Raw genomic sequence first — 23,933 nt, forward strand, 5'->3', positions numbered from 1 at the left:
GGGTCATTAGCTCAGCTGGTAGAGCAGCGGACTTTTAATCCGTTGGTCGATGGTTCGAATCCATCATGACCCACCAATTCCCGAATATTTCAAACACTTCGCCCTATTATGTCTCTCAGCGACAAAGCTGTGTATAATACGCCACCTTTTTCAGCCCGGAGTTTATCCGCATGAATCAAGCGCTGCATTTTAACGAACTTGACTTCGTCTTCCCGAAAAAGCCTGTGCCATTGTCAACCGATGACAAACAAGCGTACAAGAGCCGGATTAAAGCCTTATTACAGCAAAAAGATGCTGTTCTGGTTGCGCACTATTACACAGACCCGGAAATCCAGGCCTTAGCCGAAGAGACTGGCGGTTGTGTCTCGGATTCCTTAGAGATGGCGCGATTCGGCAACGCCCATCCGGCGAAAACACTGCTCGTCGCTGGCGTGAAATTTATGGGCGAAACCGCCAAAATCCTCAATCCGGAAAAAACTGTCCTGATGCCAACGCTGGAAGCGACCTGTTCACTGGATTTGGGGTGTCCGGCTGATGCGTTTTCTGCTTTTTGTGATGAGCATCCGGACCGAGTAGTAGTGGTGTATGCCAATACCTCTGCTGCGGTAAAAGCCCGTGCGGACTGGGTGGTCACTTCGTCAATTGCTTTAGATGTAGTAGAACATCTGGATAGCGAAGGCAAAAAAATTCTGTGGGGACCGGATCGGCATTTAGGTGCTTATGTGCAGAAGCAAACCGGCGCAGACATGATTTTATGGCAAGGTGCCTGTATCGTGCACGACGAGTTCAAAGCCAAAGCCTTGGTTGAACTGAAAAAACAACATCCGCAAGCCGCTGTGCTGGTGCATCCTGAATCGCCGGCCAGTGTGGTCGACCTTGCTGATGCGGTTGGCTCCACCAGCCAACTGATTAAAGCCAGCCAAACGCTGCCGAATGATACTTTTATCGTCGCCACCGACCGGGGCATCTTTTATAAGATGCAGCAGGCGATGCCGGATAAGACCTTTATCGAAGCCCCGACCGGCGGTAACGGCGCTACTTGTCGTAGCTGTGCACATTGCCCCTGGATGGCGATGAATGGTTTACAGGCGATTGAAGCGGCGCTGATCGATGCGCAGGGCCACGAGATTTTTGTTGATGCCGCCCTGCGTGAACAAGCGTTAGTGCCACTGGACCGGATGCTCGGTTTTGCCAAAACCAATAAGGTCGCAGTCAAAGGCAATGCCTGAACAAAGGAAGTGCTGCTAAACTGCTGAAATTTCCAGCGAATAACGGCGCCCCGGTATTTTCCAGTTGCCAAGGCCACAGAATTTACCTAGTATGTCGGCGCTTGCTGAGGCAAGTCCCGGAGAGATGGCTGAGTGGCTGAAGGCGCACGCCTGGAAAGTGTGTTTAGGTTAACCCCTAACGAGGGTTCGAATCCCTCTCTCTCCGCCATATTCAGTGAAGAGCCCCGCACTAACCTGCGGGGCTTTTTTGTTTCATCAGCTGTCCTGCGCATCGTTATTGGCGCTGGCGATTGCCGGCTGATTATTCGAGCGTGCTGGCATTGCTTTTGTTAAAATAGCGGTCACGTCACATTCTTAGGTATGCATGTTGCATTGCGAGATTTTTGCCAGTGGCAAATGTGGGTCTTGCCCGCATATCCATCAACCTTATCAGCAGCAGCTTGAACGCAAGCAAGCGCAGTTGCAGCAGATTTTGCCGCAGCTGACTCTGGTAGCGCCGCAAGAGAGCGCAATTGCGCAGTTTCGCAATAAAGCCAAAATGGTGGTGATGGGGACCAGTCAGCAGCCAGTACTTGGCATTCTCAATGGCGACGAGCCGGTGGACCTGACGAACTGTCAGCTGTATCCGGCGGGCTTTCAGAGTGCTTTTAACCATCTGATTGAATTTATCCGTCTGGTGCGACTGGAACCTTATCAGTTAGACAGCCGCCGTGGTGAGCTGAAATTTATTCTGCTCAGTTACAGCGACCTGGACGGTTGGTTGCTGCGCTTTGTGTTGCGCTCACAACATCATCTGGCCGCTATCCGCAAACATTTGCCAGCACTGCAGCAACAATGGCCGGAGCTGGCTGTGGTCACAGTGAACTTGCAACCGGAGCATAAAGCCATTCTGGAAGGTGAGCAGGAATTTGTGCTGAGCAGCCAGAACATGCTGCGTCAGCAACTGAATGACGTAGTGCTTTATCTGCAGCCACAGAGCTTTTTTCAGACTAACACCGCGGTTGCCGCCGCTTTGTATCAGACGGCGCGAGACTGGACAGCCTCATTGCAGCCAACGCGGATCTGGGACTTGTTCTGTGGTGTGGGCGGGTTTGCCTTGCATCTGGCTAAACCCGGTGTGCAGGTCACCGGCATTGAAATTTCGGCGCCGGCTATCGATTGTGCCAGTCGCGCCGCACAGGAACGTGGAGTCCAGATAGATTTTCGCGCGCTGGACGCCAGCGCTTTTGCCGACGCAGCACAGCAGGCACCGGATTTACTGGTCGTCAACCCGCCGCGTCGGGGCTTAGGGCCTGCACTTTGTCAGCGCATCGATGCGTTAAAACCCAAAGCGCTGTTGTATTCAAGCTGTAATCCGGCGACGCTGGCGCGCGACCTGCAAAGTTTGCCGGCTTTTCAGCCGCAACGCGCCCAACTCTTTGACATGTTCCCGCATACTGATCACGCGGAAGTTTTAGTGCTGTTGCAGCGCAGTGACATCTAACAGACTTTACCGCTTACACTCCGCCGGTTGTGGCAGTTGCAGGATTTGCAGCGACCACAGTTCAGCGGCGCGGGTCAGCTGATAAATCCGGCCATAATCCTGTTCAGTTAATTCAGGTACTGCCATCTTGCTGAGTAAGGTCGCCAGCTGCGGTGTGGTGTTGCTGTGACCAACCACCAGCGCATTGGTGCCAGTGCTCTGCAACTCTTTCGCTAGAGTCGTCAGGTCTTTCGCATCGTATTGCTGCAGGCTGCGCCCGTCTTTCAGACTGGCGGCAGCGGTTTGTTTGGTGCGCTGATAGCCACTGTGGTATAGCAGTGGTAATGGTACTCCCTGTAATAATGTTGCTAATGCGGCGGCTTGTGCCTGACCACAGGCGGAAAGCTCCGGATCTTTGCTGCTGTCGGCTTTTTCAGCATGGCGGACCAAATACAGCTGTTGGATATCTGCCGCCCGCACGGCTGCCGTCCAACTAGCCCCAAACAACAAGCCTATCGCGATTGTTGTACAAAAATATTTGCCAGCCATGGTCACCCCTTTTTTGTTTCTGCTGCGTCCAATCTCTGAACGTGGTGCAACAAGCACCGTATTTTGCAAATCTACATTTCTCTGGAGACGCATCATGACAAGCATTTTATTATCCGACAATCTGCAACCTGGTGCCGGGCTATTGTACGCGCAGCAAGCCCCCAAAAATCTAAACTGGCTGCCAGCAATGATACGTGGCCTGACGATGGCTGCTGCGGCAGCGCTGATTAGCTTTGCGTTGTTTCAGCTGATGGCGCAGCTGGTGCAGTCAACTGCGCCCATCACAGCCAAAGTTGATACGGTGTTTGATGTCACTCCGCTGGTGCCGCGGGAGGAATCTGCCGCGAAAAAAATCATCCGGCAAATTCCGCAGCCGCCTGTGCCACAGCTAATACCAAAACTGGCAATGCCAACGTCGGCAGAACCTGGCGATATGCTGGATGTCACGTCTGATAGCGGGCGGCCGGTCATTGCACTGACAGGACCGTCTCTGGAAGCGCCGGCCGGCGCAGATAAAGCAGCCACGCCGCTGGTGCGGATTGAACCCAAATATCCGCCTGCAGCGGCCAGAGACGGAATAAACGGCTGGGTACAACTGCGCTTTAACATTGCCGCGGATGGCCGGGTCACAGATGTCCGGGTGCTGGCTGCAGAACCGCGACGGGTGTTTGAGCAGGAAGCCATCCGTGCGCTGAAGAACTGGAAATATCAGCCAAAACTTGAAAATGGTCGCGCTGTTGCGCAAAGTGATCTGGAAGTGCAACTGGACTTCCGGCTGGACCAGCAAGGTTAATTTGTTACTGGTTCATGTGATGTGCGGGTTGCCAGAGGCCGCGTGAAGCGGCAGGGGAGGCAGTATGGGATGGAAATGGTTGGGGCGACTGGCAGGGCCGGTGCAGGTGGAAAGCCGGCTGCTGCTGCAGCAGTATCAGCAGCAAGCAGATCCGGCCCTGTTGCAGCAATTGTTTTTGCGTTATGCCGATGCTTTGTACCATTTTTTACTGCAGCAAAGTGATGCCGAACTGGCGCAGGATTTAAGTCAGCAGGCCTGGATCCAATTGATGCTGCACGCCGGCAGCTATCAGGGCCAAAGCTCGGTCAAAACCTGGCTATTCAGTATTGGCCGGAACCTGCTGATTGATGAATGGCGCCGTCAGCGGTCGCACGCCGCACAGGAGTTGCTGGATGAATTGCCGGATCCGGCGGCAAAGCCGTTACAGCAATTATTGGCTGCAGAACAGTCTGCCAACTTAGATCTGGCGATCCAACGTTTGCCACTGTTGCAGCGTGAAGCTTTATTACTGCAACTGGAGGATTTTTCGCTGGCACAAATCAGCGAAATTACCGGCGTCGGTCAGGAAACCGTGAAAACCCGGCTCAGATATGCCCGTCATCAATTGCAGCTGTGGCTGACAGCCACTGCGGAGCAGACTCATGAACACAGATAAATCAGCCGGTGTCACGCCAGCAGCTAAAGACACAGATGTCGCGCCACAACTTGACGTGGCTTTGCGGCAATGGCATCAGCTTAGTAAACAGCAACATCGGCTGGATAAAGCACAGCGTCAGGCATTACAGCAGCTGGTGTTAAAGGAAAAGCCGCTGCGCCGCAGCCGGGATTGGCAACCCGCAGTACAGCAAGTGATGGCGCTGGCGGCCTGTATTTTAGTACTGGTGGTCTGGCTGTCGCCGCCTGAGTTGATGTATCAGATTGAACAACAGCAACAGGGCTTATACACCATTCAAATTCATCAGCTGGCGCCAGTGGCAACGGCAGAGCAGCAAACCGTGGCTGCCAGCCCGACCCGCGCGCAGCAGCGTCAGCAACAATATCAGCTGGTGTATCAGGATTATCTGCGCAGTCAGCACGAGAGTCAGCAACAGGCCGCCCGCACGGTTGCCGTATGGCGCGAGGCCACGGCAGCTGGCTGGCAGTTACAGAGTTGCGACCGCTTGCAGTTACAGGTTCATACCGATTTGCTGGCTGCGCTCAGACAGCAGCAAGCGGATCAGCAACAATGGCAACAGCTGGAACAAAGCCGGTTTTTACTGCTGACAACGGGCACACAGGGGCAGATTCTGGCACTAAAACCGGGTATTGAAGCACCGCACTGCGCGATTTAGCAGCTGTGTCAGCAGCGGTTGACTTGGTCGGTTGCAAGGCTGCGGTTACAATAGCGCTTTTCGCAACTGCAGTTGCACTTGCAGGCATTAAGAGGCAAAGCGCCGGTGGATTTACCATATTTACGCCAGTATCCGGAATCAATTCAGCAACAAGTACGCGCGCTGGTGCAGGCCGGTACACTCGGCAGCACCTTGAAAAAGCGTTATCCGGACGGCCGCCACGACATTCAATCTGATGCGCGTTTGTATGAATACACTATGGCGCTGAAACAGCAGTTTATGCGCAGTTCAGCCCCCATCAGCAAAATCTGCTTTGACCCTAAGATCCATATCGTTAATAACGCGTTGGGCCTGCACAGCCAGGTCAGCCGGGTGCAGGGTAAGGCGCTGAAAAGTAAAAATGAAATTCGCGTAGCCAGCCTGTTAAAAACCTTGCCATTGCCGTTGCTGCACATGATTGTGGTGCATGAATTAGCCCATTTGCGGGAAAAAGATCATAACAAGGCGTTTTACCAATTGTGTCAGCACATGGAACCCCAGTATCATCAACTGGAACTGGACCTGCGGTTGTTTCTGACCTGGCAGGACCTGGCTGGAGGAGCCGCCGATGCAGACAACTGAGCATATTTTTGTCTACGGTTTATTAATGTTTCCGGAGATTGTCGAAGCCATCACCGGGCAGCGTTACCAGATGCTGGATGCCGTGTTAGCGGACCATCAGCGCCGTGGTCTCAGTCAAAATCCGCTCGATGCGCCGGTACCGGTACTGACCGAAGCACCGGGCCGGGTGCAGCAGGGAAAACTACTGTTAGATGTAGGTCCGGAAGCGGTTCGTGCGCTGGATTTTTTTGAAGAGATAGATTCCGGTCATTATGTGAAAAAAGCCGTGCGGGTGCAGGCCGCAGGGCAGTGGTATTCAGCATTCTGTTATGCGATTGGTCCGGCCTTAACGCCTTATATTTCGGGCGACTGGCAACCGGAGCTGGTCAGTGAGGCGCAAAAAGCGCATTTTATTCAGCAAGTGATCCCGCAGATGTTACAGGCATTGGCTGCGACAAAATCCTGATTTTGTTGTGACTTTGCTCTCCGGCAGGCCTGAGCTGCCCAGCTGTGACCGCGGGACAGGATATTTGTCTATGTGGAAATTTACTGCAGTCGCCGGCCTGGTTTTATGGGCGGGCTCTGTGCTGGCAGCCCCTTCTGTCGATGAGTTCGCTAATCAGTTTCATCGCGAATTTCAGCAAAAAATGGCGAAAAACCGGGTGCCTGGTGCTGTGTATGTCATCGTAAAAAATGACCGGATTGTCCGGGTCGGCGCTTATGGCGTGCGCTCAGTCGGCAGTAAAACGCCGGTCGACGCCAACACCATTTTCCGTTTAGCGTCAGTGTCAAAAACCTTTGCGGCTGGCCTCGCGGCTCAGGTCGAACACGAAGGCCGTTTTGACTGGAACGATCGCGTCACCCGCTATGTGCCTGGTCTGCAGTTCCGCAGTCAGGCGATGACGGCACAGTTAAAAGTTGAACATTTGCTTGGCCAGAATGCCGGCTTAGTCGACAACGCCTTTGATGAACTCATCGAAGCTGGTCAGACACCGGCGCAAATCCTGCCCAAATTTAAAAATATCAACCCGCGGTGTGTGCCGGGTCGTTGTTATGGTTATCAGAACGTGTTGTTCAGCCAGATTGAAACTGTGCTGCTAAAAACGACCGGCCAGCCTTATGAAAAGCTGCTGGAGCAGCGTATTTTTAAACCGCTGCAAATGCATACCGCCAGTGTCGGTTATGCCGGCTTTCTCGCCAGTAAAAACCGCGCTATGCCGCATATCGGTACCCGTAAAGGCTGGGCCGAAACCAAAGTGGTGCCAACTTATTACCGCGTCAATCCGGCAGCAGGCGTTAATGCCAGCGCGATGGATATGGGCAAATGGCTGATTGCGCGGTTAGGCCACAAGCCCCAGGTGCTGTCTGCTGCGGTGTTAAAAGACATTGAAACGCCAAGGGTTAAAACTGCAGACAACCTGCAGGGGCGTACTTATGGCCCTTATGTCACTACGGCGCATTATGGCCTGGGCCTGCGGGTATATCAGTTTGGCAAGAACACTGTGTATCATCATGGTGGCCTGGTGCGTGGTTATCGTACTGATATGTCGTATTCGCCGGACGCCGGTTTAGGCGTGGCGGTGCTTGTGAATGCGCAAACCAATGCTGTAGCTGAACTCGGCAGTTATTTCTGGCATCAGATGCTTGATACGCCGGCCCAGGCTGTGCCGGTGCCGACAAAAAAAGCCGGCAAAAAACCGGTGAAAAAGCTGACGAAAAAAACGCAGAAGCCGCCGGTAAAGAAAAAACCAGCGCCCAAAAAGCCCGCCGCGAAAACGACCAACAGATAATTCAGACAGGCGCCGGCACATTCTGCGGATGACGGCGCCAGACTATCGCTGGACTGCGCCTGCAAAGAGGCCGTCGCAATTAATCCTTCTGATATAAATCGAGATAAAAATCCAGCTGAATAGCCGGCAATTGCTGACACAACAGCTCGCGCATGGTGGCGTTGAGTTTGTAAGCCAGTGGCGTCATCTCAATTAGCTGCAGCATGGTTGCGGCATCAGGCGCCTGCCATAACGATTGCAGGCGTTGGCGCTTCACATGGCTGAACCCCGCTTCTTGTTTGATGGTGTCCGGGTGCAGCCGCACTGTGGCGTAGGCTTGTTGCTTGAACTGCAGTAAATGTTCGGGTGCCGGACTGACCGTCAGCAGATAGCCGCCTGGCCTCAGCACCCGGGCCATCTCATCTGCGTCTGACGGCGCATAGATGCGCAGTAAGCCGGCAAAAACGCCATCTGCAAATGGCAAGGCATAACTGCTGGCAACACAGCAAAGCAGGTTTGTGTAGCGCTTGGCGGCATACCGCACTGCAGTTTTAGAAATATCCAGACCAAAGACGTCAACCCCGGCAAGCGCCGCAGCGACTTTAGCGCTGTAGTAGCCTTCGCCACAGCCCAGATCCAACAGTGCGCCGGCACCTTGAAGGACAGCAGCCAGCTGTTGGCTGATGGCTTCGGCCAGAAACTGATAGTGACCGGCATCAAGAAAGGCGCGGCGAGCCTGGATCATCTCGGCATTGTCACCCGGATCGAGCGACTTCTTGTTCTGCACCGGCAGCAAATTGACATAACCTTCCCGCGCGATATCAAACTGATGACCATTTATGCAGCGCCAGGCATTGTTCTGCTTACTTAATATTTCACGGCAAAGCGGGCAGCGATACATCAGAACTCCGGGACTGTCGGGCAAAGGCCGCGATTATAACCAAGCGGACAGTTGGCCGCACTTAATTCAGGATCTCGCCGGGTTGATACTCCAAATCATTCAGTTCGGCCATCAGGCTGGCAAAAATGTGCGTCCAGCCTTCAATTAATTGCTGGCGATACAAAGCCCATTGCGCGGAGGTCTGGTGGCTCAGTACCAGTTCGCACCCCAACGGGTGCGGCTGAAATTGTAACTGCACCATGTCTGGTTCGGCGAGGCCAGGCGGCGAGCACCTGGCCATCGCGCTGGTGCTGCAACTGAACAGCAGCAAGTGCGGGCGCAGGATTTGATGATACTCGGCAGTATGGATCCACTGATGTCCATTTAACTGTTCGATGACGCGAAATTGCTGATTGGGGGTGAATTCCAGCTGCAGGTGATGCATCCGGCCCTGCGGCGTGGCGAACATCCAGCGACCGGCCTGATGCTCGGCCAGCCAATGGTCAAATACTTGTGTCGGGGGCTGACGAAATAAATGACGAACCTGAATGAGTTCCGACTCAACCATCACACCACTCCTTGTTGGATGCCTGTTGTTGGATGCCTGGCCCGATAGACATCTACCGGATTCAACAGTGTAGGAGCAGGAATATGACGTACCCAAGTCAGCCGGATGATTTGTCAGAAAAATATCAGGTATTTTTCCGTTCGATTAAATCCCACAGGTTGCCATAGAGGTCGGCAAACACGGCAACTGTACCGTAGGGTTCATAGCGCGGCGTTTCTTGAAATTGTACACCAGCGGCGGCCATGCGTTGATAATCGCGTTCAAAATCATCGGTTTGTAAAAACAACCAAACCCGCCCGGCGCCCTGGCGGCCAATCATCGCCTGTTGCTCTGCATCGCTGGCGCGCGCCAGTAACAGTGCTGAACCTGTGTCGCCTTGCGGTGCGATGACGACCCAGCGTTTTTGCCCTTGTGGGGTATCTTCTACCAGCCGGAAGCCTAACTTGTTGCAGTAAAAGTCGATGGCCTCGTCGTAATCGCGCACGAGCAGGCTGACGAGGGCAAGTTGTTGTTGCATAGTTGAATATTCCAAAATGAGTTAATGCAATAAACCAAGATCGATGGCTTTCAGTACCGCCTTGGTTCTGTCGCGCACACCGAGTTTACTTAAAATGGCCGACACCTGATTTTTCACTGTGCCTTCAGACTTAAACACCGCGGTGGCGATTTCCCTGTTACTGAAGCCGGCCGCCAATAATCGCAGCACTTCAACCTCTTTGGGCGACAGTGTTTCAGTGTCCTGCGGCGCGTCAGTGATCTGGCGGGATTGCAGGATACGGTCGGTCAGTGCCGGTTGCAACAAAGAGCCGCCGACGGCAACAGTGCGGATCGCCTGCAGCAGCACATCAAGCGCGACATCTTTTAAAAGATAACCACGGGCACCGGCCAGCATCGCGCTCAGTACCTGCTGATGGTCATCAAAAGTGGTCAGCATCAGCACCGGTACGCGCAGTCCGGCCTGCTGCAATGAATGCAGCGCATCAATACCACTGACCTGCGGCATGCGGATATCCATCAGCAGCAGGTCCGGTTGATATTGCTGCACCAGCGTGACGACTTCACTACCATTGCTGGCCTCTGCCACCACTTCGATCTCTGCATCCAGCTGCAATAAGCTGATAATGCCCTGACGGACTAAGGTTTGGTCGTCGATAACAATGATCCGGATCCTCATGTCGTCACCGCCGGCAATTCAATATCAATCTGCAGCTGTTGCTCCGGGTTTGACAGCAGCAAACGACCGCCGGCTTGCTCAATGCGCTCGCGCATGCCGGTCAGGCCATGACCCTCAATCAGTGGCCAGTGCGGGAGCTGGCCATTGTCGCGAAAGCGATAGTGAATTTGATCTTTGTATTGCCATAATTGCAGTTGGGCGCTGCTGGCGCCGCTGTGGCGTACAGTGTTGGTGATGGCTTCCTGACTGACCCGGTACAGCAGTGCTGTAGACAGCGGATCTGAAGGCAAACCGGGCGGGATTTGCAGGTCCAGCTGCAACTGAGGTACGTTTTGCGCCAGTGCTTTAAGTTGCAACGCCAGTTGTGGCAGCGCAGGTTCACGTAGTTGCGACACAGTGTGCCGTATTTCCTGTAGCAGTTGTTTGGCCAGATCATGGCAATGTTGAATGTGCCCGGTCAGTGCCTGTTGTGCCGTGTCATTGGCGGTATCAGCTGCACTGAGCTGGCTGCTTTGGTAACCGGCAACCTGCAGCTGAATGACTAAAGCGGTCAGATGATGGCCCAGACTGTCGTGTAAATCGCGGGCAATACGCAGCCGTTCGGCATCTGCGGCTTGTATCGCCAGTTGCGAGTGCGCGGCCAATAATGCCTGATGCGTCTGGGCTAAGGCCTCACGCGCCAGCTTTTCTTCGCGCGCTTTGCTCATCGCAAACATGGCAAAAAACTGAAAAGTGCCACAGACCAGAATCATCAGGCCTTCACCAAGACGCAAGCCATCCAGTGACTGCATGATCAGCACTGGCAATAACGCCGGTACGATCATCAGATATAACCAGCGCGCCGGCACGAACCAGGGCAACAGACAGCACCACAACACACCGAGGCCAGCGGCAAAGCCATTCGGTGCCAGCACCGCGGTTGTCGTCAGTGCCGCCCACATCGTGACCAAGCCAACCCATGGGGTGGAATGTTCTTCGCAGGACTGACAATAAAAAAACAACCCGATAAACAGCAATAAACTGACCGCGCACAACAGGCTGAGCGGATGCCAGTTGCCATAGAGCTGCATGGCCGTGCTTTGCTGGATATAAGCAAACACCAGCCAGCTCAGCACTGCCGCCAGATTTTCTTTATGCAGCCAGCGCGCCGGATGCACGCTGGCCGGCGTTGGCGTTGGCGTTGGCGTTGGCGTTGGCGTTGGCAAGGGCGCGACAGAGTCAGTCATCAATTTTTTGCTCAGGTCGGGTCTACAGAAGTCTCGCAGTATGCGCGAGGCCTGCCTGTACCAGCAATAGGCCAGAAGTCATAGTGCCGAAAGTGACTTGTGGCACTGTGCCGGCCCGCGTAAAAGCCGCATGCTGGTTTCAGTTGAGATCGCAACCGCCCGGAGGCTTTTTATGCAAATGTTGCATCAGTTTTTATTAGTTTTACATGTGGTTTGTGGCGCACTGGCGTTGTGCGTGTTCTGGGGGCCAATGCTGGCGAAAAAAGGCAGTCCCTGGCATGTGCGCAGCGGCCATTGGTACAGCACGCTGATGTATCTGATTTGTGGCGCCGGTGTTTTGATGTGTGCACTGGTGCTGTCTGCGCCGCTGGTGGTCAAAGCGGCTGATTTACGTGTCGGCCAAGACCCGCAGGTGTTTGCTGAGCGGGTTAGGCTGATGTCTGGGTTTTTACTATTGCTGTGTTTGCTGGCGCTGATGAATTTACGCCAGGGCTTGTTGGCATTGCAGGCTGGTGCTGCGCGTGTCGCGCTCAAACATTGGTCGCATCAGGCTTTAGTACTAATCACATTTGGCTACGCCATCTGGACTTTATGGCAGGCCGTGCCACGCCAGTTTGTATTGGGGCAAATTTTCGGCGCTATTGCGCTCTTTAGCAGCATCGGGTGTCTGCGGTATATCCACAGAGCCAGCGTGGAACAATCAGCGATACTGAAAGAGCATATCGGCAATATGCTGGCCTCCGGCATCGCCATTTTTACCGCCTTTTTTGCCTTCGGCGGCCGGAAAGTGCTGGATTTCAGCCCTGAGCTGCAACTGGTCAGCTGGGTGCTGCCGTCGGCGTTGGGCATAGCCGCGACCTTCTGGTACAACAAACGTTATGTAAAAGCCCGCGTGGGCCTCAAGACGGCAGCGGCGCGCTGAGATATACTGCGGGCCTCTCAATTTACGGGGACTTGTGATGTCAGACAGCTTAGAACTCTGGTCGATGGATGAACTTTGTGACCATGCATTTGCGATTTTTGAAGAACTGGCCAGTGAGAATCTGAGTGCTGAGGACTACGCGCTTTATCAGCAACATTATGAAAGCCGGGCTTATGTGGATTTAGTACCGGCTGGCGAAGACTGGCTGGAGCTGATTGGTGCTGAGCTCGACTCTGAGCTGCACCTAGAAGCGCTGATTGGTCTTGGCGGCACTGATGGCGCGGCCGACCTTGTGTTAGCGCGTATTTTGCTCAGCAGAGAAAAACACGATGCACTGTGCCATGCCCAGTGGCGCGGGCAGTAAGTGGCGTGGGCAATAAATGGTAAATCTGATTGCTAACTCTAAGCCAGTCTATGTTCAGGTTATCCCGGCATCTGAGCAGCTGGTGACGCAGTGGGCTGGCGGTGAAACCCGGCAACTGGCGATAGCTCCGATTGGCTCGAGCGTCGCCGCGCGGGATTTTCACTGGCGTTTTAGCAGCGCGACCGTGTTGCAATCCGGCCCCTTTACCATCTTTGATGGTTACCAGCGATATCTGGCAATCCGCAGTGGTGCAGGTCTTGAGCTCGCTGTGACTGCGCCAGGGGCACCACAACAGCGTATGCAGCTTTGCAGTGTGCAGCATCAGGCTGGTTTTGCCGGTGCGGCGTCAACTGATGCAACACTGCTCGATGGCCCGGTGCGAGACATCAATTTAATGTTGTCGGCTGGTCTGCAAGGTGGGCTGCGGGCGCTGCGCCTGCAGGCAAATCAACCTGCGTTTTTGCAGACAGTCGCCAGCGGTTGGTGGCTCATTTATGCCGATGGGCTGAGTCAAGGCCAGCAAATCCAAATACAAAGCGGCGCACAGCAGTATCCATTGGCAAGTGGTGATGTGTTGGTGTTGCCAGAAGCCAGCTGCACTTTATTGGCGGCAGTGGATTGCGAGCTGGTGGCTGCCTGGATCGCTGCCACCGCATAAAGTCGGTTGGTTTTGTTGGCGAAAGCAGAATCTGTCTATCGGTGGCAAAATCTTCTGGTGATCGAAAGCAGTTTTTGGCAAGCTCAGCTTTATCTGAGTTTTGATAATGCTGGCATTATGCTGCACCACAAGCTGCGTTCCTGTGATTTATCCGTCTCTCGGTTTATTTTCTTGCCTCGTCAGTATGGGCTGATGTTGTTGATAGCCGTGCTGTCTGCTTTCGCGCCGGTTCAAGCCAACAGCACAGTGAAGGCTGATGTAACATCCAGTTCCGCAGCATTATTAGCGCCTGAGTTGCGCTTGGCTGCGCCGTCAGTAAGCGCTTTCCCGCCCGCTACTGGCAATTTTGCGCTGTGGCAGCAACAGGCGAAAAATCTGCTCCATCATGCCTTGTTACTTCCACCAGCTGATCCGGTCTTGATTGCCGCCGCCACACGGCTTAATCCTGCAAGCATCACCAACCTTGAGCAGTGGCGGTTGCCGCTATGGCAGCCGCTGGATCTGTATCTGTATAAGCCAGCCAAGTTGCGTCAGGGCGCAATCAACGCGGTGATCCTGCTGCATGATCATGGCGCCGAATTTCGCATCGGCAAAGACAAATGGTTACCGCCCGCGCTCAGCGACCAGCCGCAGTTGGTCAGCCAGTGGCAGCAAAAATATTTTGATGGTATGACTATTGCTGAACTGTTGCGGGCACAAGGTTATCTGGTGTTGCTGGCCGATGCGCCGGGTTTTGGTGCGCGCGGGCCGATTCAGTACGCTGAACAGCAGCAACTGGCAGCCAATTTACAGGCGCAGGGTGCCAGTCTTGCCGGCCTGATGGCGCGGGAAGATGAAGCTGCAGCGGCTTTTTTGGCGCGCCAACCCGGCGTGACGGGCATCGCTGCTGTGGGCTTTTCGATGGGCGGATTTCGCGCCTGGCAGCTGGCGGCTATATCGGCAGATGTAAATGCTGCTGTCAGTGTGGGGTGGTTCAATAGCCTTAAGTTTTTGCGGGAACCTGGCAATAACTTCAGCCGCGGCCAGACTGCTTTCTACATGATCCATCCCGGGCTTTACCGTCAGATGGATTTGCCGGATATCGCCGCGCTGGCTGCGCCTAAACCACTGTTATTGCTGCACGGTGAGCAGGACCCTTTAATGCCGCCTGCCGAGGTCAACGAGGCGTTTCAACAGCTGAAAAACCGTTACCAACAATGCGGTGCACCAGCGCCAGAACTCGTGATAGCAAAGGGACAAGGCCATCGCTTTGGCGATGGCTTACAGCAAGAGATGCTGCACTGGCTGGCGCAGCTTCAGTTGGCAGATCTTCAATTGCCAGGGGCCGGTTGTAGCAACTGATCCAGCTGCCAGGCCAGGCGCACTGCCGCCTGCAGCAGACGGGTTTCAATCAGCGGTCCGTCGCGGTCCAGTTCCGGCTGACTGAATAACATGCCAGGTTTGTAGCGCTGATAAACCTTGCGGGTTTGTGTCAGCGATTGCTGTGCCCACACCAGCGGCTGTCCGCTTTGCCACTGTAGGATTGTGGCCGGTGGCAGTGCCGCCAGTTTGCCTGCAGCCAATTGCTGATTGTCGGCATAACCGAGACTTTTCAGCATCGCCGTGTCCCAGATTCCATGCAGATTTGACGGTTTGCCAAAATAATAAACCGCGGTTTTATTGCCGCCTAAATCGTCGGCATAACTAACATGTAGCGGCTGGTGCAAATCAGCAATAAGATGGCTGTAGAACAACAAAGCCTCGGCGCGTTGCCGGTTTTGTCCGGGTTGTTTTAGCAGCGCCGCATAATGCTTCAGTGCGCTGAGTAAACAGCCCCTGGCAGCACAATCTGTGGCTTTTACCTGCGACTGTTGACGCGGCACATTCAGATAGTGGAAAGGGGTGGTGAACTGATAAGCCGGTTCTCGTCGTGCTTCGTCCGGCCAGATGCAGCCCTCGGCGAACTGCTTTTCTGGACCGACAGCAAGTAACAGGTCAATCTGTTGTCTGGTGTCTGGTTTTACCAGCTGATAGGCCAGGCTGCACACTTGTTGATGACCGATACTGCCAAATGCCAGAACTTTGCCGGGCAGCCAACATAACATCAGCCCAAGGAAAAACGCTAAACGCATTATTCCTCCACCAGCTGGCGGACTGTCCATTGCACCGAAGGACCCAGCAAGGGCGCTAACTCGGCCAGCGCATCTTTCATCTCCGCCGCGAGGGTATAAGGTGGGTTGATCACAAGCATGCCGCTGCCGGTCATGCCAAAACCACTGCTGTCAGGCAGCGGGCACAGTTCAATCCGTAGTTGATTGCGGATGCCGGTGCCAACAATCGCATCAATCACCGCTTCAATACTGGCGCGCTCAATCACCGGATACCAGATGGCAAAAGTGCCTTGTGGAAAACGCTGCACGCCTTGCTGCAGACCTTTGACCAGATCCTGGTATTCGGTTTTCAGCTCATATGGCGGGTCAATCAATACCAGACCGCGCTTGTGCAGCGGTGGCAACATGGCGCGCAGACCGGCATAAGCGTCCATTTTTTCAATGCGGCAAAACCGGCGGCCTTCAAACTGGGTTTGTAACAATGGAAAATCCGCAGGATGCAGTTCAGTCGCCTGAATGCTGTCACCATCGCGCAACATCAGCCGGGCAATGCCGGGCGAACCGGGATAAAACTGCAGCTGGCCGTCCGGATTCAGCTCACGTACCAGCTCCAGATAAGTTTGTAATGCCGGGCTACTGGCCTGATAGCCAAACAACTTGCCGATACCGGTCTGATACTCGCTGGTTTTTTGCGCCTGCGCACTGTCGAGACTATATAAACCCGCGCCGGCGTGGGTGTCGTGATAGCAAAATGGCTTATCTTTTTTCTTTAAATACATCAGGATAGCGACTTCTACCAGATGCTTGACCAGGTCGGCGTGATTGCCGGCATGAAAACTGTGACGGTAACTGAGCATAAATATTCCGAAACGGCGCAAATTGGCGCCAGCTTACTGCAGCCGATGACAAACTCAAGTCTTTCTTCGATAGCGCAGGGTTTTGCGGTAAACTGAGCACCTTTTTGGGCTGCAGGCCCGTCAGTGACAGGACCGACATCGTGGCATATCCGCCGAAAAAACCAGCTTCTACCGCCCGCCCACCGCGTTCACGTGACGGCGAGCCGTCGTTACTCGAAAAACCATGGAAAGGCAAAGGCTCAGCATCCGCAGCAAAATCCGGTAAGCCGCGCGCGGATAAACCGGCTGACCAGCCGCAGAACCAGCCGCGTCAGAGCCAATCACGTCAGCACCAGCCTTTGTCTGCAGCGCAACTGAAACAACAAGGCCAGCATGAAAGCCGGGTTTTAGGTGAAAACGCCTGCCGGGTTTGTTTCACGCAACGACCTGACGCTGTGATCAAAATGTACCTGCATGCCGACTATGCGCCGCGTTTTGCCGATGTGATGAAATATCTGGCGGCGCACAAGCGGGCTTATCATATTGTCGATAATGCTGAGCTGGAAAAGATCAGCGGCAGCCAGCACCATGGCGGCGTGATCCTGGTGGTGAAAAAACGCGAGTCGATGTCCATCGCCAGTTATCTGACGCTGCACCGTAAAAAACCACAAGACTGTTTATTGGCGCTCGATGGCGTAGGCAATCCGCATAACCTCGGCGCCATCGCCCGGAGCTGCGCGCATTTTGGCGTCAGTGGTATTATTCTGACTGCACCTGAAGCACTGCAATCCGGCGCTGCTGCACGCACGGCCGAAGGTGGGCTGGAATTTGTTGAAGCGCTGCAAACCGATCATCTGCCTCTGGCACTGAAGCTGTGTAAAGAAGCGGGTTATACCCTCATTACTACTTCGAGCCATGCCGGCGTATCTTTGTATAAAAGCCAGCTGCCGAAAAAGGTGGTGGTGGTGTTTGGTGAAGAAATGCAAGGCGTGTCCAAAGCCGTCGCCAACAGCGCCGAAATTGCTTTGCAGATTCCGGGTACAGGTAAAGTTGAATCGCTGAATGTCAGCGTCGCCGCCAGCCTGATTCTGGGGGAGTGGTATCGGCAACAGCAATAGATTAAGCGGTCTGTCTTTGCGACAAATTGCCTGACAAAGAATTTATCTGCAGCTATAACTGAAACAACTCCGCTGAGCGGCAGCGGAGCTTGTTTGCAGGAGACGTTATGCTCGACCAAACAGCGCTGTTACTGCTGATTAAGGCGTTTAAAGATCAACAAATCACGGCGGAAGCCTTTTACCGCCAGCTGACTGAAACCATCACCAAACAACTGCATTGTTCCCGGGCCAGTTTATGGCTCTATTCTGATTCGCTGCTCAGCGAAATTATTGCCGTGGATTTATACGATAGTAACGAAGATGCGCACTATCAGGGTATTGCGCTGCATGAAGATGATTTTGCACCTTATTTTGAAGCCATGCGCAATGATGGTGGCATCAACGCGGCAGATGCGGCGACGCATCCGGCAACATCCTGTTTTAACGAGGCCTATTTTGAGCCGAACGACATTATGTCCCTGCTCGATGTCGGTATCCGCTACAACGGCCAGTTAGTTGGCGTGTTTTGTTGCGAACAGGTGGGCAACATCATGCAGTGGAATGCCGGTCAAATCGCGTTTCTGGAGCAGGCCGGTAAACTCATCACTTTTGCACTGAAGCCGCTGTTGCAGGAGAAATTCGCAGCCTTGTTCTGAATCGTGGTGGAGCACAAAGTAAAACGGGGCGCTGGCCCCGTTGTGTTTTTGTCTGTGAATTACTCGCGTTGCTTATCATCCGGGACCGAGATCCGGCCTGAGATTTGCTGATAACTGAGTTCACCGGAACCATCATCTTCGACGTTTAGACCACCGGCCTGAGCCACCCGAATATCACCGGAGCCATCTTCAACCTTGACCGTGCCCTTTACCTGGCTGATGTCCGCATCGCCTGAACCATCGGTCAGCGTCAGATCACCAGCTACCTGCGTGACACGGATATCGCCGGAACCATCATCGATACTGACATTACCGCGGGTACCGGACAGCGATAAGTTACCTGAGCCATCTTCGATACTGACCTGGCGGCCACCGGATACGTGCAGGTCGCCTGAGCCATCCGTAATCAGCAGGTCGCCAGTCAACTGCTCAATCCGGGTATCACCGGAGCCATCTTCCAGTTTCAGCGCGAATCGTTCGGGTACCCTGACAACTAAATCAACTGAAGCGTTATTCACATAACCAAAAGACACATTTTCTTTGTTGCGGGCAATCAGTACGGCCGCGTCGCCCTTGGCCTCGAGCGTCAGCTCCAGTTGGCTAATGTCGTCGTAACGAATGCGCGCTTCTACTTCAATCTGTTCGCGGCCTTTTTCACCAATAATTTGCAGATCACCGGCTTCTGTTTCGGCGACCAGTTGTTGCAAGCTATTGGCATTGAGTTGTAGTTGACGGCTTTGCACATTAGCGGGTTCGTCGGCACCGACATGGATCACACAGGCATTTAACAGGGTAAGCGAACAAATAATTGGTACTATTTTTTTCATGATGCGTCCTTATGAGTGAATGTGTTGGCAATTAAGCAAAGCCAATGCCATAAAAATATTGAACAAAATCAGCTATGTAAAAGCGCCGCATTGTAGCGTTCTGCAACATTTCACTAAAAGTTAGTCAAATGTGTGATGCAAAGTTGTGTCTGGTGCACAGGTAGTCGGCATTGACTTTTAATTGGTTTAAACGCGAATCAAAAAATGTGATAAGGCGGATCAGAGCGTGGCGGATTGTTGCTGGTAGCGGCGCAACAGAATATCGACCCGTTGTAGATAGGCTTTGGTCTCGGCATAGGGTGGGATACCGCCATGACGGTTAACAGCACCTGGACCGGCATTGTAGGCGGCCAGCGCCAGCCGTCGGTTGCCATTAAACTGCTGCAGTAAACTTGCCAGATAAGCAGTGCCGGCTCGAATGTTCTGCTGTGGTAGCCAGACATTACCGACGCCAAGCTCTTTGGCTGTCTCTGGCATCAGTTGCATTAACCCCTGCGCCCCGGCTTTAGAGCGGGCTTTCGGATTAAAACCGGATTCAGCATGGATCACAGCCCGGATCAGACTGGGTTCAAGCTGATATTGCTCTGCAGCAGTCAGAATTTCCTGTTGATAGTGCTGCAAAAACAGGGGGGTAGTATTGAAGTTAATAGCGGAACGTACGCCACAGGCAAAACAGTCATAGCGCAGTACTTTAAACGGGCTGTCAGCGGGCGGTTTATCACTGAAGGCCACCACGCCATTTTGTTGAGTGTACTGGTAAACCTTGACCTGCCCGCCAAACAGCGGCGGGCAGAGCAGCAGCGCTAAGCAGGCCAGCGGGCCTGCTATTGCAGCTGTAGGTTTCGCTGTCATCCGGCTTAGCGGCGGAAAGAGAACACAGAGCGGAAACCGCCACCGCCGGTGCTGCTGCGCTTTTCAGCACGACGACGGCGCAGCCAGGAGTGCAGTTCCTGTTTCTTCGTGTCCAGCCAGTCGGCTTTGCTGGTCTGCGCTTCTGCACCGCGACGTTCGATTTCGTTACGGCGGAAGGTACAGAATTCGCTGTAGGCTTCAAAGTCGTCTGCCAGTGATTGCACGACCAGTTCAATCATGATCGCGTCATCAAGGAAACCCAGCACTGGTAAGTGGTCGGCAATTAAATCTTCCGGTTTGCTGAAATAAGCCAGTGCAGATAATACATCCAGTTTTTCTTCTTCAGTTAAATCCCAGTCTTTATCCTCAACCATTGCCACCAGGGTTTCGAGCTGTTTTAACCGGATTGCAACGAATTCTGGTACCTGATTTTGCACTTCGCCAGCCAATGCTTTGGCGGCGCTCAGGATCTCCTCGCTGCTATGATGGCTGACAACCCGTTCAGTTTTTTGCATTAATTGGCGGAAGTAATCTAAATCCTGCTCTTGCAGGTCAAAGCTGATGGTCAAAGCCATGGTCGTTCCCTTGTATTTTTTTAGTCGGAGTTTCAGTATAGAAAGCAGTCTTCGCAGCGACAAGCAAAGTCCTGACGCCTGATTATTGCGCTAAAGATTACATCATTTCAACAAAATAAATACGTGTTGAGCGCTGGCACAGGGTAAGCTGCATGCCAAGAAGTTCATGAAGGGTTTAATATGGAAAATCAACAGCTTGAACAACAGCCGGCACAACGGGTTGGTGCCGGTTTTTCGCTGGCGGCGATGCAACAGGCGCAACAGACTGCGCTGGATTGCCTGCACCAGATTGCCGCGAGGCTTGAGCCTGGCATCCTTGAAGCTGACGCCATTGCTATCGCAAAGGCAGTACTGCAGCAGGCCGGTGCCGAACAGCACTGGCACCCGCCCATCATCCGCTTTGGTCATAACACCGCAAAAATTTACAGTGAGCCCTCAGCACCTGATAGCCGTCTTTGCGAAAACGACATCTTTTTTATCGACTTAGGCCCGGTATTTGCCGGCCATGAAGCGGATGTAGGTGCGACTTTTTGTGTTGGTAACAACCCGGTGCACCAGCACGTACAACAAGCAGCACATCAGGTGTTTGCTCTGGTTGCAGCGCACTGGCGGGCGACCGGCTGTTCGGGTGCCTCGTTGTATCAGGTCGCCGCAGACGCCGCCGCTCAACAAGGTATGGTGCTGAATCATCAAATCAAAGGCCACAGAGTCGGGGACTTTCCGCACAAACTTTACGCGTCGGGGCAACTCGGCGGTTGTGAGGGAGAGGTTCGCAGCGGCATCTGGGTGCTTGAGATCCAGTTACTCGACCCGGCAAGCGGCTATGGCGGTTTTGTCGAGCAAGTGTTGTTTTAGTCGCTGGTTTTTTGTTCCTGTGGCAAATTAACTCCGCGAAAACGTTGGATGCCGAGCTGTTGCATCAATGCATACAGCTGCTGACGTATTGCTGCGTTCTGTGGATCATAGCTACAGGCGCGCCGCAAAGCTTTGGCGGCACTGAGCAAGTCTTGCTTTTGCACGTAACGACTGGCCATCTGCTGATAAGCCTGAGCTTTGTCGGCAGCTGCGGCAAACACCAGATCAAAAGCATGCTGATGCAGGCAACCGCTAAAAATGCGATGACAGTTATCCTGCATCTGCTGCAGCTGGTTGTCCGCATCAAACAACAAGTCGAACGCGGTCTGCTGTTGTTTCAGACTGCTATAAACCAAAGCAGCATGACATAACACACTGACTGATTGTTTAATCCATTCGGTCTGACGCAGCTGGTCCTGTAGCAATTGCAGCGCGCTGTCCGGCCCCTGGGAAAATTGGCGTAAATGGATTTCCAGCAGAGAAACCGAAACACTGAAGTCTGCGGCAGCTTTGTCCTGCCGGATTTGATGCAATAAGGTCTCTGCCTGGCCTTGATACTCGGCCTGCTGCTCAGCACTGCTGTGTTGCAAGCGCCAGATGGCGGCACGTGTCTGGGCGATACTCAGTTGTACATATAATTCGCCACGTACCGCCAGCCGGCGTTTTCTTTCGATAAATTCCTGCGCGCGTTCCACATCGCCGGCCAGAAAATACACCAGGTGCACCAGCCGGACCAGATTACAGGACATACCAGCTGCCGGGATTTTATTGGCCACCTGCAATGCAGTCGGGTAATCCAGTGCCTGCAATGCCAGATAAATCTGCCACAACTCGCGCCGTTGAGCGTAGCGGGCCAGTTCTTCTGAGCTGTCCTGCAAAAATGTCTGGCAGGCCTGCAGGTCGCCGCGTTCATAGCGTACCCGGTAGAGTGCCCACAGTGCCCAGCCTTGCTGTTCGGCGATAGGGGCTTTGAGCAGCGGGATCACCGCATCGAACTTATGTAAATCCAATAACAACTGGACACGCAGACGCTGCAACACCGCATCAAGCCCGGGCGGCATTGGCTGACTTTGGGTATGCAACAGCAGTTTTAATGCATCTGCGTAACGGCCCAATCCGGCCAGCGTCAACAATGGACGCAAAATAGGGCCGAGCATCACCTGTTGTTTCAGTTCCAGGTCTAACGTGACTTTGTTAAATGGCCGCTCCAGATAGCTGATCTGATGGTAGGGGTATTCGATTGCGTATTGTGCCCGCTCATTTTGCTGCGCCATCAGCACCAGACGGGTGCGGTTGGGCAAAATACCGTGTTGTACCAGCCAGTCGACAATCTCGCCGCCGGTCATTTGTGTGTCCACGGCATAATCGAGAAAAACGATGTCGGCGTTGACCGGCGTTTCCCGCGCCATTAAATCGTCGATTTGCCGGGCGGTTTCGATTTTCTTGATCCCCAGATTCAGCAGCATTTGTTTAAACAAATGCAACAAATCAGGGTCTGCTTCAATCAGCAACACCTGCAATTCGAACAATTTACTGAGGTCGAGTTTAAATTGGGTCATGGGCCTGCAAAATTGGTTGAGAGCCGGAAATCTGGCGTTTAATCAAGGTGTAACATTGAAGCAGCTTAGTCGCCAGTCCCTGATGTTGCAATGTATCGGCAGAACGGCTCCATTGGTCGTATTCGGCGATTATTTGCGAAAAAATCTATTGTGTTCTGGCAGTTGCATCCCCATGTCTACATCAGCAGTTCGATTTGCAGTTTCGTGGTGTGGGTAGACAAAAAATATGGTTTTAATCGATAAAATAAATTACATAAATTCATTTTATTCGTTATACGCAATTGTCCTCTTACACTACTATGCTTGCAACGCCATCGCTTTTGTAGACAAAGCATTCACATTAACCACAACATGGAGAACGACAAATGTCGATTATCAATAGCAAAATCAAGCCATTCAGTGCTCAGGCTTTCCATCAGGGTAAATTCATTTCTGTCACTGATCAGGACCTGATCGGCAAATGGTCAGTGGTATGTTTCTACCCGGCTGACTTCACTTTCGTGTGCCCGACTGAATTAGGCGATCTGGCTGATTTCTATCCAAAATTCCAGGAAATCGGTGTGGAAGTGTACTCAGTGTCTACTGACACGCACTTCACTCACAAAGCCTGGCATGACGCTTCTGAAACTATCAAGAAAATCAACTACCCAATGGTGGCTGACCCAACAGGTGCTATCACCCGTAACTTTGATGTGATGATCGAAGAAGAAGGTCTGGCTCTGCGCGGTACTTTCGTGATTAACCCGGAAGGTATCGTGAAAGTTGCTGAGATCCATGACCTGGGCATCGGCCGTTCTGCTGCAGAGCTGTTCCGTAAGGTTCAGGCTGCACAATACGTCGCGAACCACGACGGCGAAGTATGTCCTGCTAAATGGACTCCAGGCGAGAAGACTCTGGCTCCGTCACTGGACCTGGTTGGTAAAATCTAATCCGGCCACATTGATGCTTGAAAGAAAACAGCCGGACTTTGTCCGGCTGTTTTGTTTTTGTCATCAAACAAAATCGTTTTTGAATTTCAATCGATAAAACAAATCAAATGAATCCGTTTAATTCGTTTTATA

General features: G+C 53.2%; 28 protein-coding genes and 2 tRNA genes. 18 read left to right on the plus strand and 12 right to left on the minus strand.

Annotated elements, in window-relative coordinates; all coding sequences use genetic code 11:
* The 4 genes from Q399_RS0120195 (at position 1) to rlmC (ending at position 2,712) form a co-directional block, all read left to right on the plus strand.
* Positions 1–76, plus strand: a tRNA-Lys gene (locus Q399_RS0120195).
* Between the two features lie 94 nt (positions 77–170).
* Complete coding sequence (nadA, locus tag Q399_RS0120200; RefSeq protein WP_031571784.1) at positions 171–1,229, plus strand: quinolinate synthase NadA; 1,059 nt, start codon at positions 171–173, stop codon at positions 1,227–1,229.
* A 118-nt stretch (positions 1,230–1,347) separates the two neighbouring features.
* A tRNA-Ser gene (locus tag Q399_RS0120205) sits at positions 1,348–1,437 on the plus strand.
* Positions 1,438–1,593: 156 nt separating this feature from the next.
* Positions 1,594–2,712 (plus strand): 23S rRNA (uracil(747)-C(5))-methyltransferase RlmC, encoded by a 1,119-nt coding sequence (gene rlmC / locus Q399_RS0120210; protein ID WP_245612947.1) that lies wholly within the window; start codon positions 1,594–1,596, stop codon positions 2,710–2,712.
* A gap of 6 nt (positions 2,713–2,718) precedes the next feature.
* Here rlmC and Q399_RS0120215 read toward each other — a convergent pair whose 3' ends face one another.
* A complete protein-coding gene (locus Q399_RS0120215; RefSeq protein WP_051686202.1) occupies positions 2,719–3,240 on the minus strand; it encodes a histidine phosphatase family protein in 522 nt (173 codons plus the stop codon).
* Between the two features lie 94 nt (positions 3,241–3,334).
* Here Q399_RS0120215 and Q399_RS0120220 point away from each other — a divergent pair, with 94 nt between their 5' ends.
* The 6 genes from Q399_RS0120220 (at position 3,335) to Q399_RS0120245 (ending at position 7,754) form a co-directional block, all read left to right on the plus strand.
* Positions 3,335–4,033: an energy transducer TonB gene (locus Q399_RS0120220; protein WP_051686203.1), complete on the plus strand. Its 699-nt coding sequence runs from the start codon at positions 3,335–3,337 to the stop codon at positions 4,031–4,033.
* Positions 4,034–4,097: 64 nt separating this feature from the next.
* Positions 4,098–4,688: a sigma-70 family RNA polymerase sigma factor gene (locus tag Q399_RS0120225; protein ID WP_051686204.1), complete on the plus strand. Its 591-nt coding sequence runs from the start codon at positions 4,098–4,100 to the stop codon at positions 4,686–4,688.
* A complete protein-coding gene (locus tag Q399_RS0120230; protein ID WP_031571795.1) occupies positions 4,675–5,364 on the plus strand; it encodes a hypothetical protein in 690 nt (229 codons plus the stop codon). Before Q399_RS0120225 ends, Q399_RS0120230 begins: the two co-directional genes overlap by 14 nt.
* Positions 5,365–5,442: 78 nt before the next feature.
* Positions 5,443–5,985, plus strand: a complete 543-nt coding sequence (locus Q399_RS0120235; RefSeq protein WP_245612948.1) for a M48 metallopeptidase family protein — start codon at positions 5,443–5,445, stop codon at positions 5,983–5,985.
* Positions 5,972–6,430: a gamma-glutamylcyclotransferase family protein gene (locus Q399_RS0120240; protein WP_031571800.1), complete on the plus strand. Its 459-nt coding sequence runs from the start codon at positions 5,972–5,974 to the stop codon at positions 6,428–6,430. The genes Q399_RS0120235 and Q399_RS0120240 overlap by 14 nt, the downstream gene beginning before the upstream one ends.
* Before the next feature lie 70 nt (positions 6,431–6,500).
* Complete coding sequence (locus tag Q399_RS0120245; RefSeq protein ID WP_051686205.1) at positions 6,501–7,754, plus strand: serine hydrolase domain-containing protein; 1,254 nt, start codon at positions 6,501–6,503, stop codon at positions 7,752–7,754.
* Positions 7,755–7,833: 79 nt separating this feature from the next.
* Here the strand turns inward: Q399_RS0120245 and rlmA are convergent, their stop codons facing one another.
* The 5 genes from rlmA to Q399_RS0120270 all read right to left on the minus strand — a co-directional run bounded on the left by rlmA (position 7,834) and on the right by Q399_RS0120270 (position 11,581).
* Entirely contained in the window at positions 7,834–8,634 is an 801-nt protein-coding gene (gene rlmA / locus Q399_RS0120250) for a 23S rRNA (guanine(745)-N(1))-methyltransferase (protein ID WP_031571804.1), read from the minus strand.
* A gap of 61 nt (positions 8,635–8,695) precedes the next feature.
* Positions 8,696–9,181 (minus strand): SRPBCC family protein, encoded by a 486-nt coding sequence (locus Q399_RS0120255; RefSeq protein WP_031571806.1) that lies wholly within the window; start codon positions 9,179–9,181, stop codon positions 8,696–8,698.
* Positions 9,182–9,305: 124 nt separating this feature from the next.
* Positions 9,306–9,698, minus strand: a complete 393-nt coding sequence (locus Q399_RS0120260; RefSeq protein WP_031571807.1) for a VOC family protein — start codon at positions 9,696–9,698, stop codon at positions 9,306–9,308.
* 21 nt (positions 9,699–9,719) lie between these two features.
* Complete coding sequence (locus Q399_RS0120265; protein WP_031571810.1) at positions 9,720–10,355, minus strand: response regulator; 636 nt, start codon at positions 10,353–10,355, stop codon at positions 9,720–9,722.
* Positions 10,352–11,581, minus strand: a complete 1,230-nt coding sequence (locus tag Q399_RS0120270) for a sensor histidine kinase (protein WP_031571812.1) — start codon at positions 11,579–11,581, stop codon at positions 10,352–10,354. The genes Q399_RS0120265 and Q399_RS0120270 overlap by 4 nt, the downstream gene beginning before the upstream one ends.
* A gap of 172 nt (positions 11,582–11,753) precedes the next feature.
* Here Q399_RS0120270 and Q399_RS0120275 point away from each other — a divergent pair, with 172 nt between their 5' ends.
* From Q399_RS0120275 to Q399_RS21790, 4 genes are all read left to right on the plus strand, one after another.
* The gene (locus Q399_RS0120275) at positions 11,754–12,503 is read left to right on the plus strand and encodes a hypothetical protein (RefSeq protein WP_031571814.1); all 750 of its coding nucleotides are present in this window, start codon (positions 11,754–11,756) and stop codon (positions 12,501–12,503) included.
* A 37-nt stretch (positions 12,504–12,540) separates the two neighbouring features.
* Positions 12,541–12,867 (plus strand): DUF440 family protein, encoded by a 327-nt coding sequence (locus Q399_RS0120280; protein WP_031571816.1) that lies wholly within the window; start codon positions 12,541–12,543, stop codon positions 12,865–12,867.
* A 16-nt stretch (positions 12,868–12,883) separates the two neighbouring features.
* On the plus strand, positions 12,884–13,525 hold the full coding sequence (locus tag Q399_RS21785; protein WP_051686206.1) for a HutD/Ves family protein: 642 nt from the start codon (positions 12,884–12,886) through the stop codon (positions 13,523–13,525).
* Positions 13,526–13,717: 192 nt separating this feature from the next.
* Positions 13,718–14,866 (plus strand): dienelactone hydrolase family protein, encoded by a 1,149-nt coding sequence (locus Q399_RS21790; protein ID WP_169739334.1) that lies wholly within the window; start codon positions 13,718–13,720, stop codon positions 14,864–14,866.
* Here the strand turns inward: Q399_RS21790 and Q399_RS0120295 are convergent.
* The gene (locus Q399_RS0120295; RefSeq protein WP_031571823.1) at positions 14,836–15,636 is read right to left on the minus strand and encodes a S1/P1 nuclease; all 801 of its coding nucleotides are present in this window, start codon (positions 15,634–15,636) and stop codon (positions 14,836–14,838) included. The two genes, Q399_RS21790 and Q399_RS0120295, sit on opposite strands and share 31 nt — an antisense overlap.
* The gene (locus tag Q399_RS0120300) at positions 15,636–16,472 is read right to left on the minus strand and encodes a 23S rRNA (adenine(2030)-N(6))-methyltransferase RlmJ (RefSeq protein ID WP_031571825.1); all 837 of its coding nucleotides are present in this window, start codon (positions 16,470–16,472) and stop codon (positions 15,636–15,638) included. Before Q399_RS0120300 ends, Q399_RS0120295 begins: the two co-directional genes overlap by 1 nt.
* 140 nt (positions 16,473–16,612) lie before the next feature.
* Here Q399_RS0120300 and Q399_RS21270 point away from each other — a divergent pair, with 140 nt between their 5' ends.
* A complete protein-coding gene (locus Q399_RS21270) occupies positions 16,613–17,569 on the plus strand; it encodes a tRNA/rRNA methyltransferase (RefSeq protein ID WP_051686208.1) in 957 nt (318 codons plus the stop codon).
* 107 nt (positions 17,570–17,676) lie between these two features.
* A complete protein-coding gene (locus tag Q399_RS0120310; RefSeq protein WP_031571830.1) occupies positions 17,677–18,204 on the plus strand; it encodes a GAF domain-containing protein in 528 nt (175 codons plus the stop codon).
* 59 nt (positions 18,205–18,263) lie between these two features.
* Here Q399_RS0120310 and Q399_RS0120315 read toward each other — a convergent pair whose 3' ends face one another.
* The 3 genes from Q399_RS0120315 to Q399_RS0120325 form a co-directional block, all read right to left on the minus strand.
* Positions 18,264–19,031 (minus strand): DUF4097 family beta strand repeat-containing protein, encoded by a 768-nt coding sequence (locus Q399_RS0120315; RefSeq protein ID WP_031571832.1) that lies wholly within the window; start codon positions 19,029–19,031, stop codon positions 18,264–18,266.
* 219 nt (positions 19,032–19,250) lie between these two features.
* Positions 19,251–19,883, minus strand: a complete 633-nt coding sequence (locus Q399_RS0120320; RefSeq protein WP_051686209.1) for a lytic transglycosylase domain-containing protein — start codon at positions 19,881–19,883, stop codon at positions 19,251–19,253.
* Between the two features lie 5 nt (positions 19,884–19,888).
* Positions 19,889–20,458 carry a YkvA family protein gene (locus Q399_RS0120325; RefSeq protein ID WP_031571835.1) on the minus strand — a complete coding sequence of 190 codons (570 nt, stop codon included), beginning with the start codon at positions 20,456–20,458 and terminating at the stop codon, positions 19,889–19,891.
* 180 nt (positions 20,459–20,638) lie between these two features.
* On the opposite strand from Q399_RS0120325, the gene Q399_RS0120330 reads away from it, so the two are divergent.
* A complete protein-coding gene (locus Q399_RS0120330; RefSeq protein WP_031571836.1) occupies positions 20,639–21,313 on the plus strand; it encodes a M24 family metallopeptidase in 675 nt (224 codons plus the stop codon).
* On the opposite strand, the gene Q399_RS0120335 is transcribed toward Q399_RS0120330, so the two are convergent.
* The gene (locus Q399_RS0120335; protein WP_031571837.1) at positions 21,310–22,872 is read right to left on the minus strand and encodes a response regulator; all 1,563 of its coding nucleotides are present in this window, start codon (positions 22,870–22,872) and stop codon (positions 21,310–21,312) included. The genes Q399_RS0120330 and Q399_RS0120335 overlap by 4 nt on opposite strands.
* A 365-nt stretch (positions 22,873–23,237) precedes the next feature.
* On the opposite strand from Q399_RS0120335, the gene ahpC reads away from it, so the two are divergent.
* A complete protein-coding gene (gene ahpC, locus Q399_RS0120345) occupies positions 23,238–23,801 on the plus strand; it encodes an alkyl hydroperoxide reductase subunit C (RefSeq protein ID WP_031571838.1) in 564 nt (187 codons plus the stop codon).
* The last annotated feature ends 132 nt before the right edge of the window (positions 23,802–23,933 follow it).

Origin of the sequence: Rheinheimera texasensis DSM 17496 (assembly GCF_000711985.1) — a bacterium.
Classification (GTDB): domain Bacteria; phylum Pseudomonadota; class Gammaproteobacteria; order Enterobacterales; family Alteromonadaceae; genus Pararheinheimera; species Pararheinheimera texasensis.

Excerpts from the sequence above, each read along its gene's own strand:
- Q399_RS21785 (WP_051686206.1), top strand. The coding sequence starts at position 12,884 with ATGGTAAATCTGATTGCTAACTCTAAGCCAGTCTATGTTCAGGTTATC.
- rlmC (WP_245612947.1), top strand. The coding sequence starts at position 1,594 with ATGTTGCATTGCGAGATTTTTGCCAGTGGCAAATGTGGGTCTTGCCCG.
- Q399_RS0120215 (WP_051686202.1), bottom strand. The coding sequence starts at position 3,240 with ATGGCTGGCAAATATTTTTGTACAACAATCGCGATAGGCTTGTTGTTT.
- Q399_RS21790 (WP_169739334.1), top strand. The coding sequence starts at position 13,718 with ATGTTGTTGATAGCCGTGCTGTCTGCTTTCGCGCCGGTTCAAGCCAAC.
- Q399_RS0120265 (WP_031571810.1), bottom strand. The coding sequence starts at position 10,355 with ATGAGGATCCGGATCATTGTTATCGACGACCAAACCTTAGTCCGTCAG.
- Q399_RS0120330 (WP_031571836.1), top strand. The coding sequence starts at position 20,639 with ATGGAAAATCAACAGCTTGAACAACAGCCGGCACAACGGGTTGGTGCC.
- Q399_RS0120315 (WP_031571832.1), bottom strand. The coding sequence starts at position 19,031 with ATGAAAAAAATAGTACCAATTATTTGTTCGCTTACCCTGTTAAATGCC.
- nadA (WP_031571784.1), top strand. The coding sequence starts at position 171 with ATGAATCAAGCGCTGCATTTTAACGAACTTGACTTCGTCTTCCCGAAA.
- Q399_RS0120325 (WP_031571835.1), bottom strand. The coding sequence starts at position 20,458 with ATGGCTTTGACCATCAGCTTTGACCTGCAAGAGCAGGATTTAGATTAC.
- Q399_RS0120320 (WP_051686209.1), bottom strand. The coding sequence starts at position 19,883 with ATGACAGCGAAACCTACAGCTGCAATAGCAGGCCCGCTGGCCTGCTTA.
- rlmA (WP_031571804.1), bottom strand. The coding sequence starts at position 8,634 with ATGTATCGCTGCCCGCTTTGCCGTGAAATATTAAGTAAGCAGAACAAT.
- Q399_RS0120220 (WP_051686203.1), top strand. The coding sequence starts at position 3,335 with ATGACAAGCATTTTATTATCCGACAATCTGCAACCTGGTGCCGGGCTA.
- Q399_RS0120295 (WP_031571823.1), bottom strand. The coding sequence starts at position 15,636 with ATGCGTTTAGCGTTTTTCCTTGGGCTGATGTTATGTTGGCTGCCCGGC.
- ahpC (WP_031571838.1), top strand. The coding sequence starts at position 23,238 with ATGTCGATTATCAATAGCAAAATCAAGCCATTCAGTGCTCAGGCTTTC.
- Q399_RS0120245 (WP_051686205.1), top strand. The coding sequence starts at position 6,501 with ATGTGGAAATTTACTGCAGTCGCCGGCCTGGTTTTATGGGCGGGCTCT.
- Q399_RS0120335 (WP_031571837.1), bottom strand. The coding sequence starts at position 22,872 with ATGACCCAATTTAAACTCGACCTCAGTAAATTGTTCGAATTGCAGGTG.
- Q399_RS0120275 (WP_031571814.1), top strand. The coding sequence starts at position 11,754 with ATGCAAATGTTGCATCAGTTTTTATTAGTTTTACATGTGGTTTGTGGC.
- Q399_RS0120225 (WP_051686204.1), top strand. The coding sequence starts at position 4,098 with ATGGGATGGAAATGGTTGGGGCGACTGGCAGGGCCGGTGCAGGTGGAA.
- Q399_RS0120310 (WP_031571830.1), top strand. The coding sequence starts at position 17,677 with ATGCTCGACCAAACAGCGCTGTTACTGCTGATTAAGGCGTTTAAAGAT.
- Q399_RS0120240 (WP_031571800.1), top strand. The coding sequence starts at position 5,972 with ATGCAGACAACTGAGCATATTTTTGTCTACGGTTTATTAATGTTTCCG.
- Q399_RS0120230 (WP_031571795.1), top strand. The coding sequence starts at position 4,675 with ATGAACACAGATAAATCAGCCGGTGTCACGCCAGCAGCTAAAGACACA.
- Q399_RS0120255 (WP_031571806.1), bottom strand. The coding sequence starts at position 9,181 with ATGGTTGAGTCGGAACTCATTCAGGTTCGTCATTTATTTCGTCAGCCC.
- Q399_RS0120260 (WP_031571807.1), bottom strand. The coding sequence starts at position 9,698 with ATGCAACAACAACTTGCCCTCGTCAGCCTGCTCGTGCGCGATTACGAC.
- Q399_RS0120280 (WP_031571816.1), top strand. The coding sequence starts at position 12,541 with ATGTCAGACAGCTTAGAACTCTGGTCGATGGATGAACTTTGTGACCAT.
- Q399_RS0120300 (WP_031571825.1), bottom strand. The coding sequence starts at position 16,472 with ATGCTCAGTTACCGTCACAGTTTTCATGCCGGCAATCACGCCGACCTG.
- Q399_RS0120270 (WP_031571812.1), bottom strand. The coding sequence starts at position 11,581 with ATGACTGACTCTGTCGCGCCCTTGCCAACGCCAACGCCAACGCCAACG.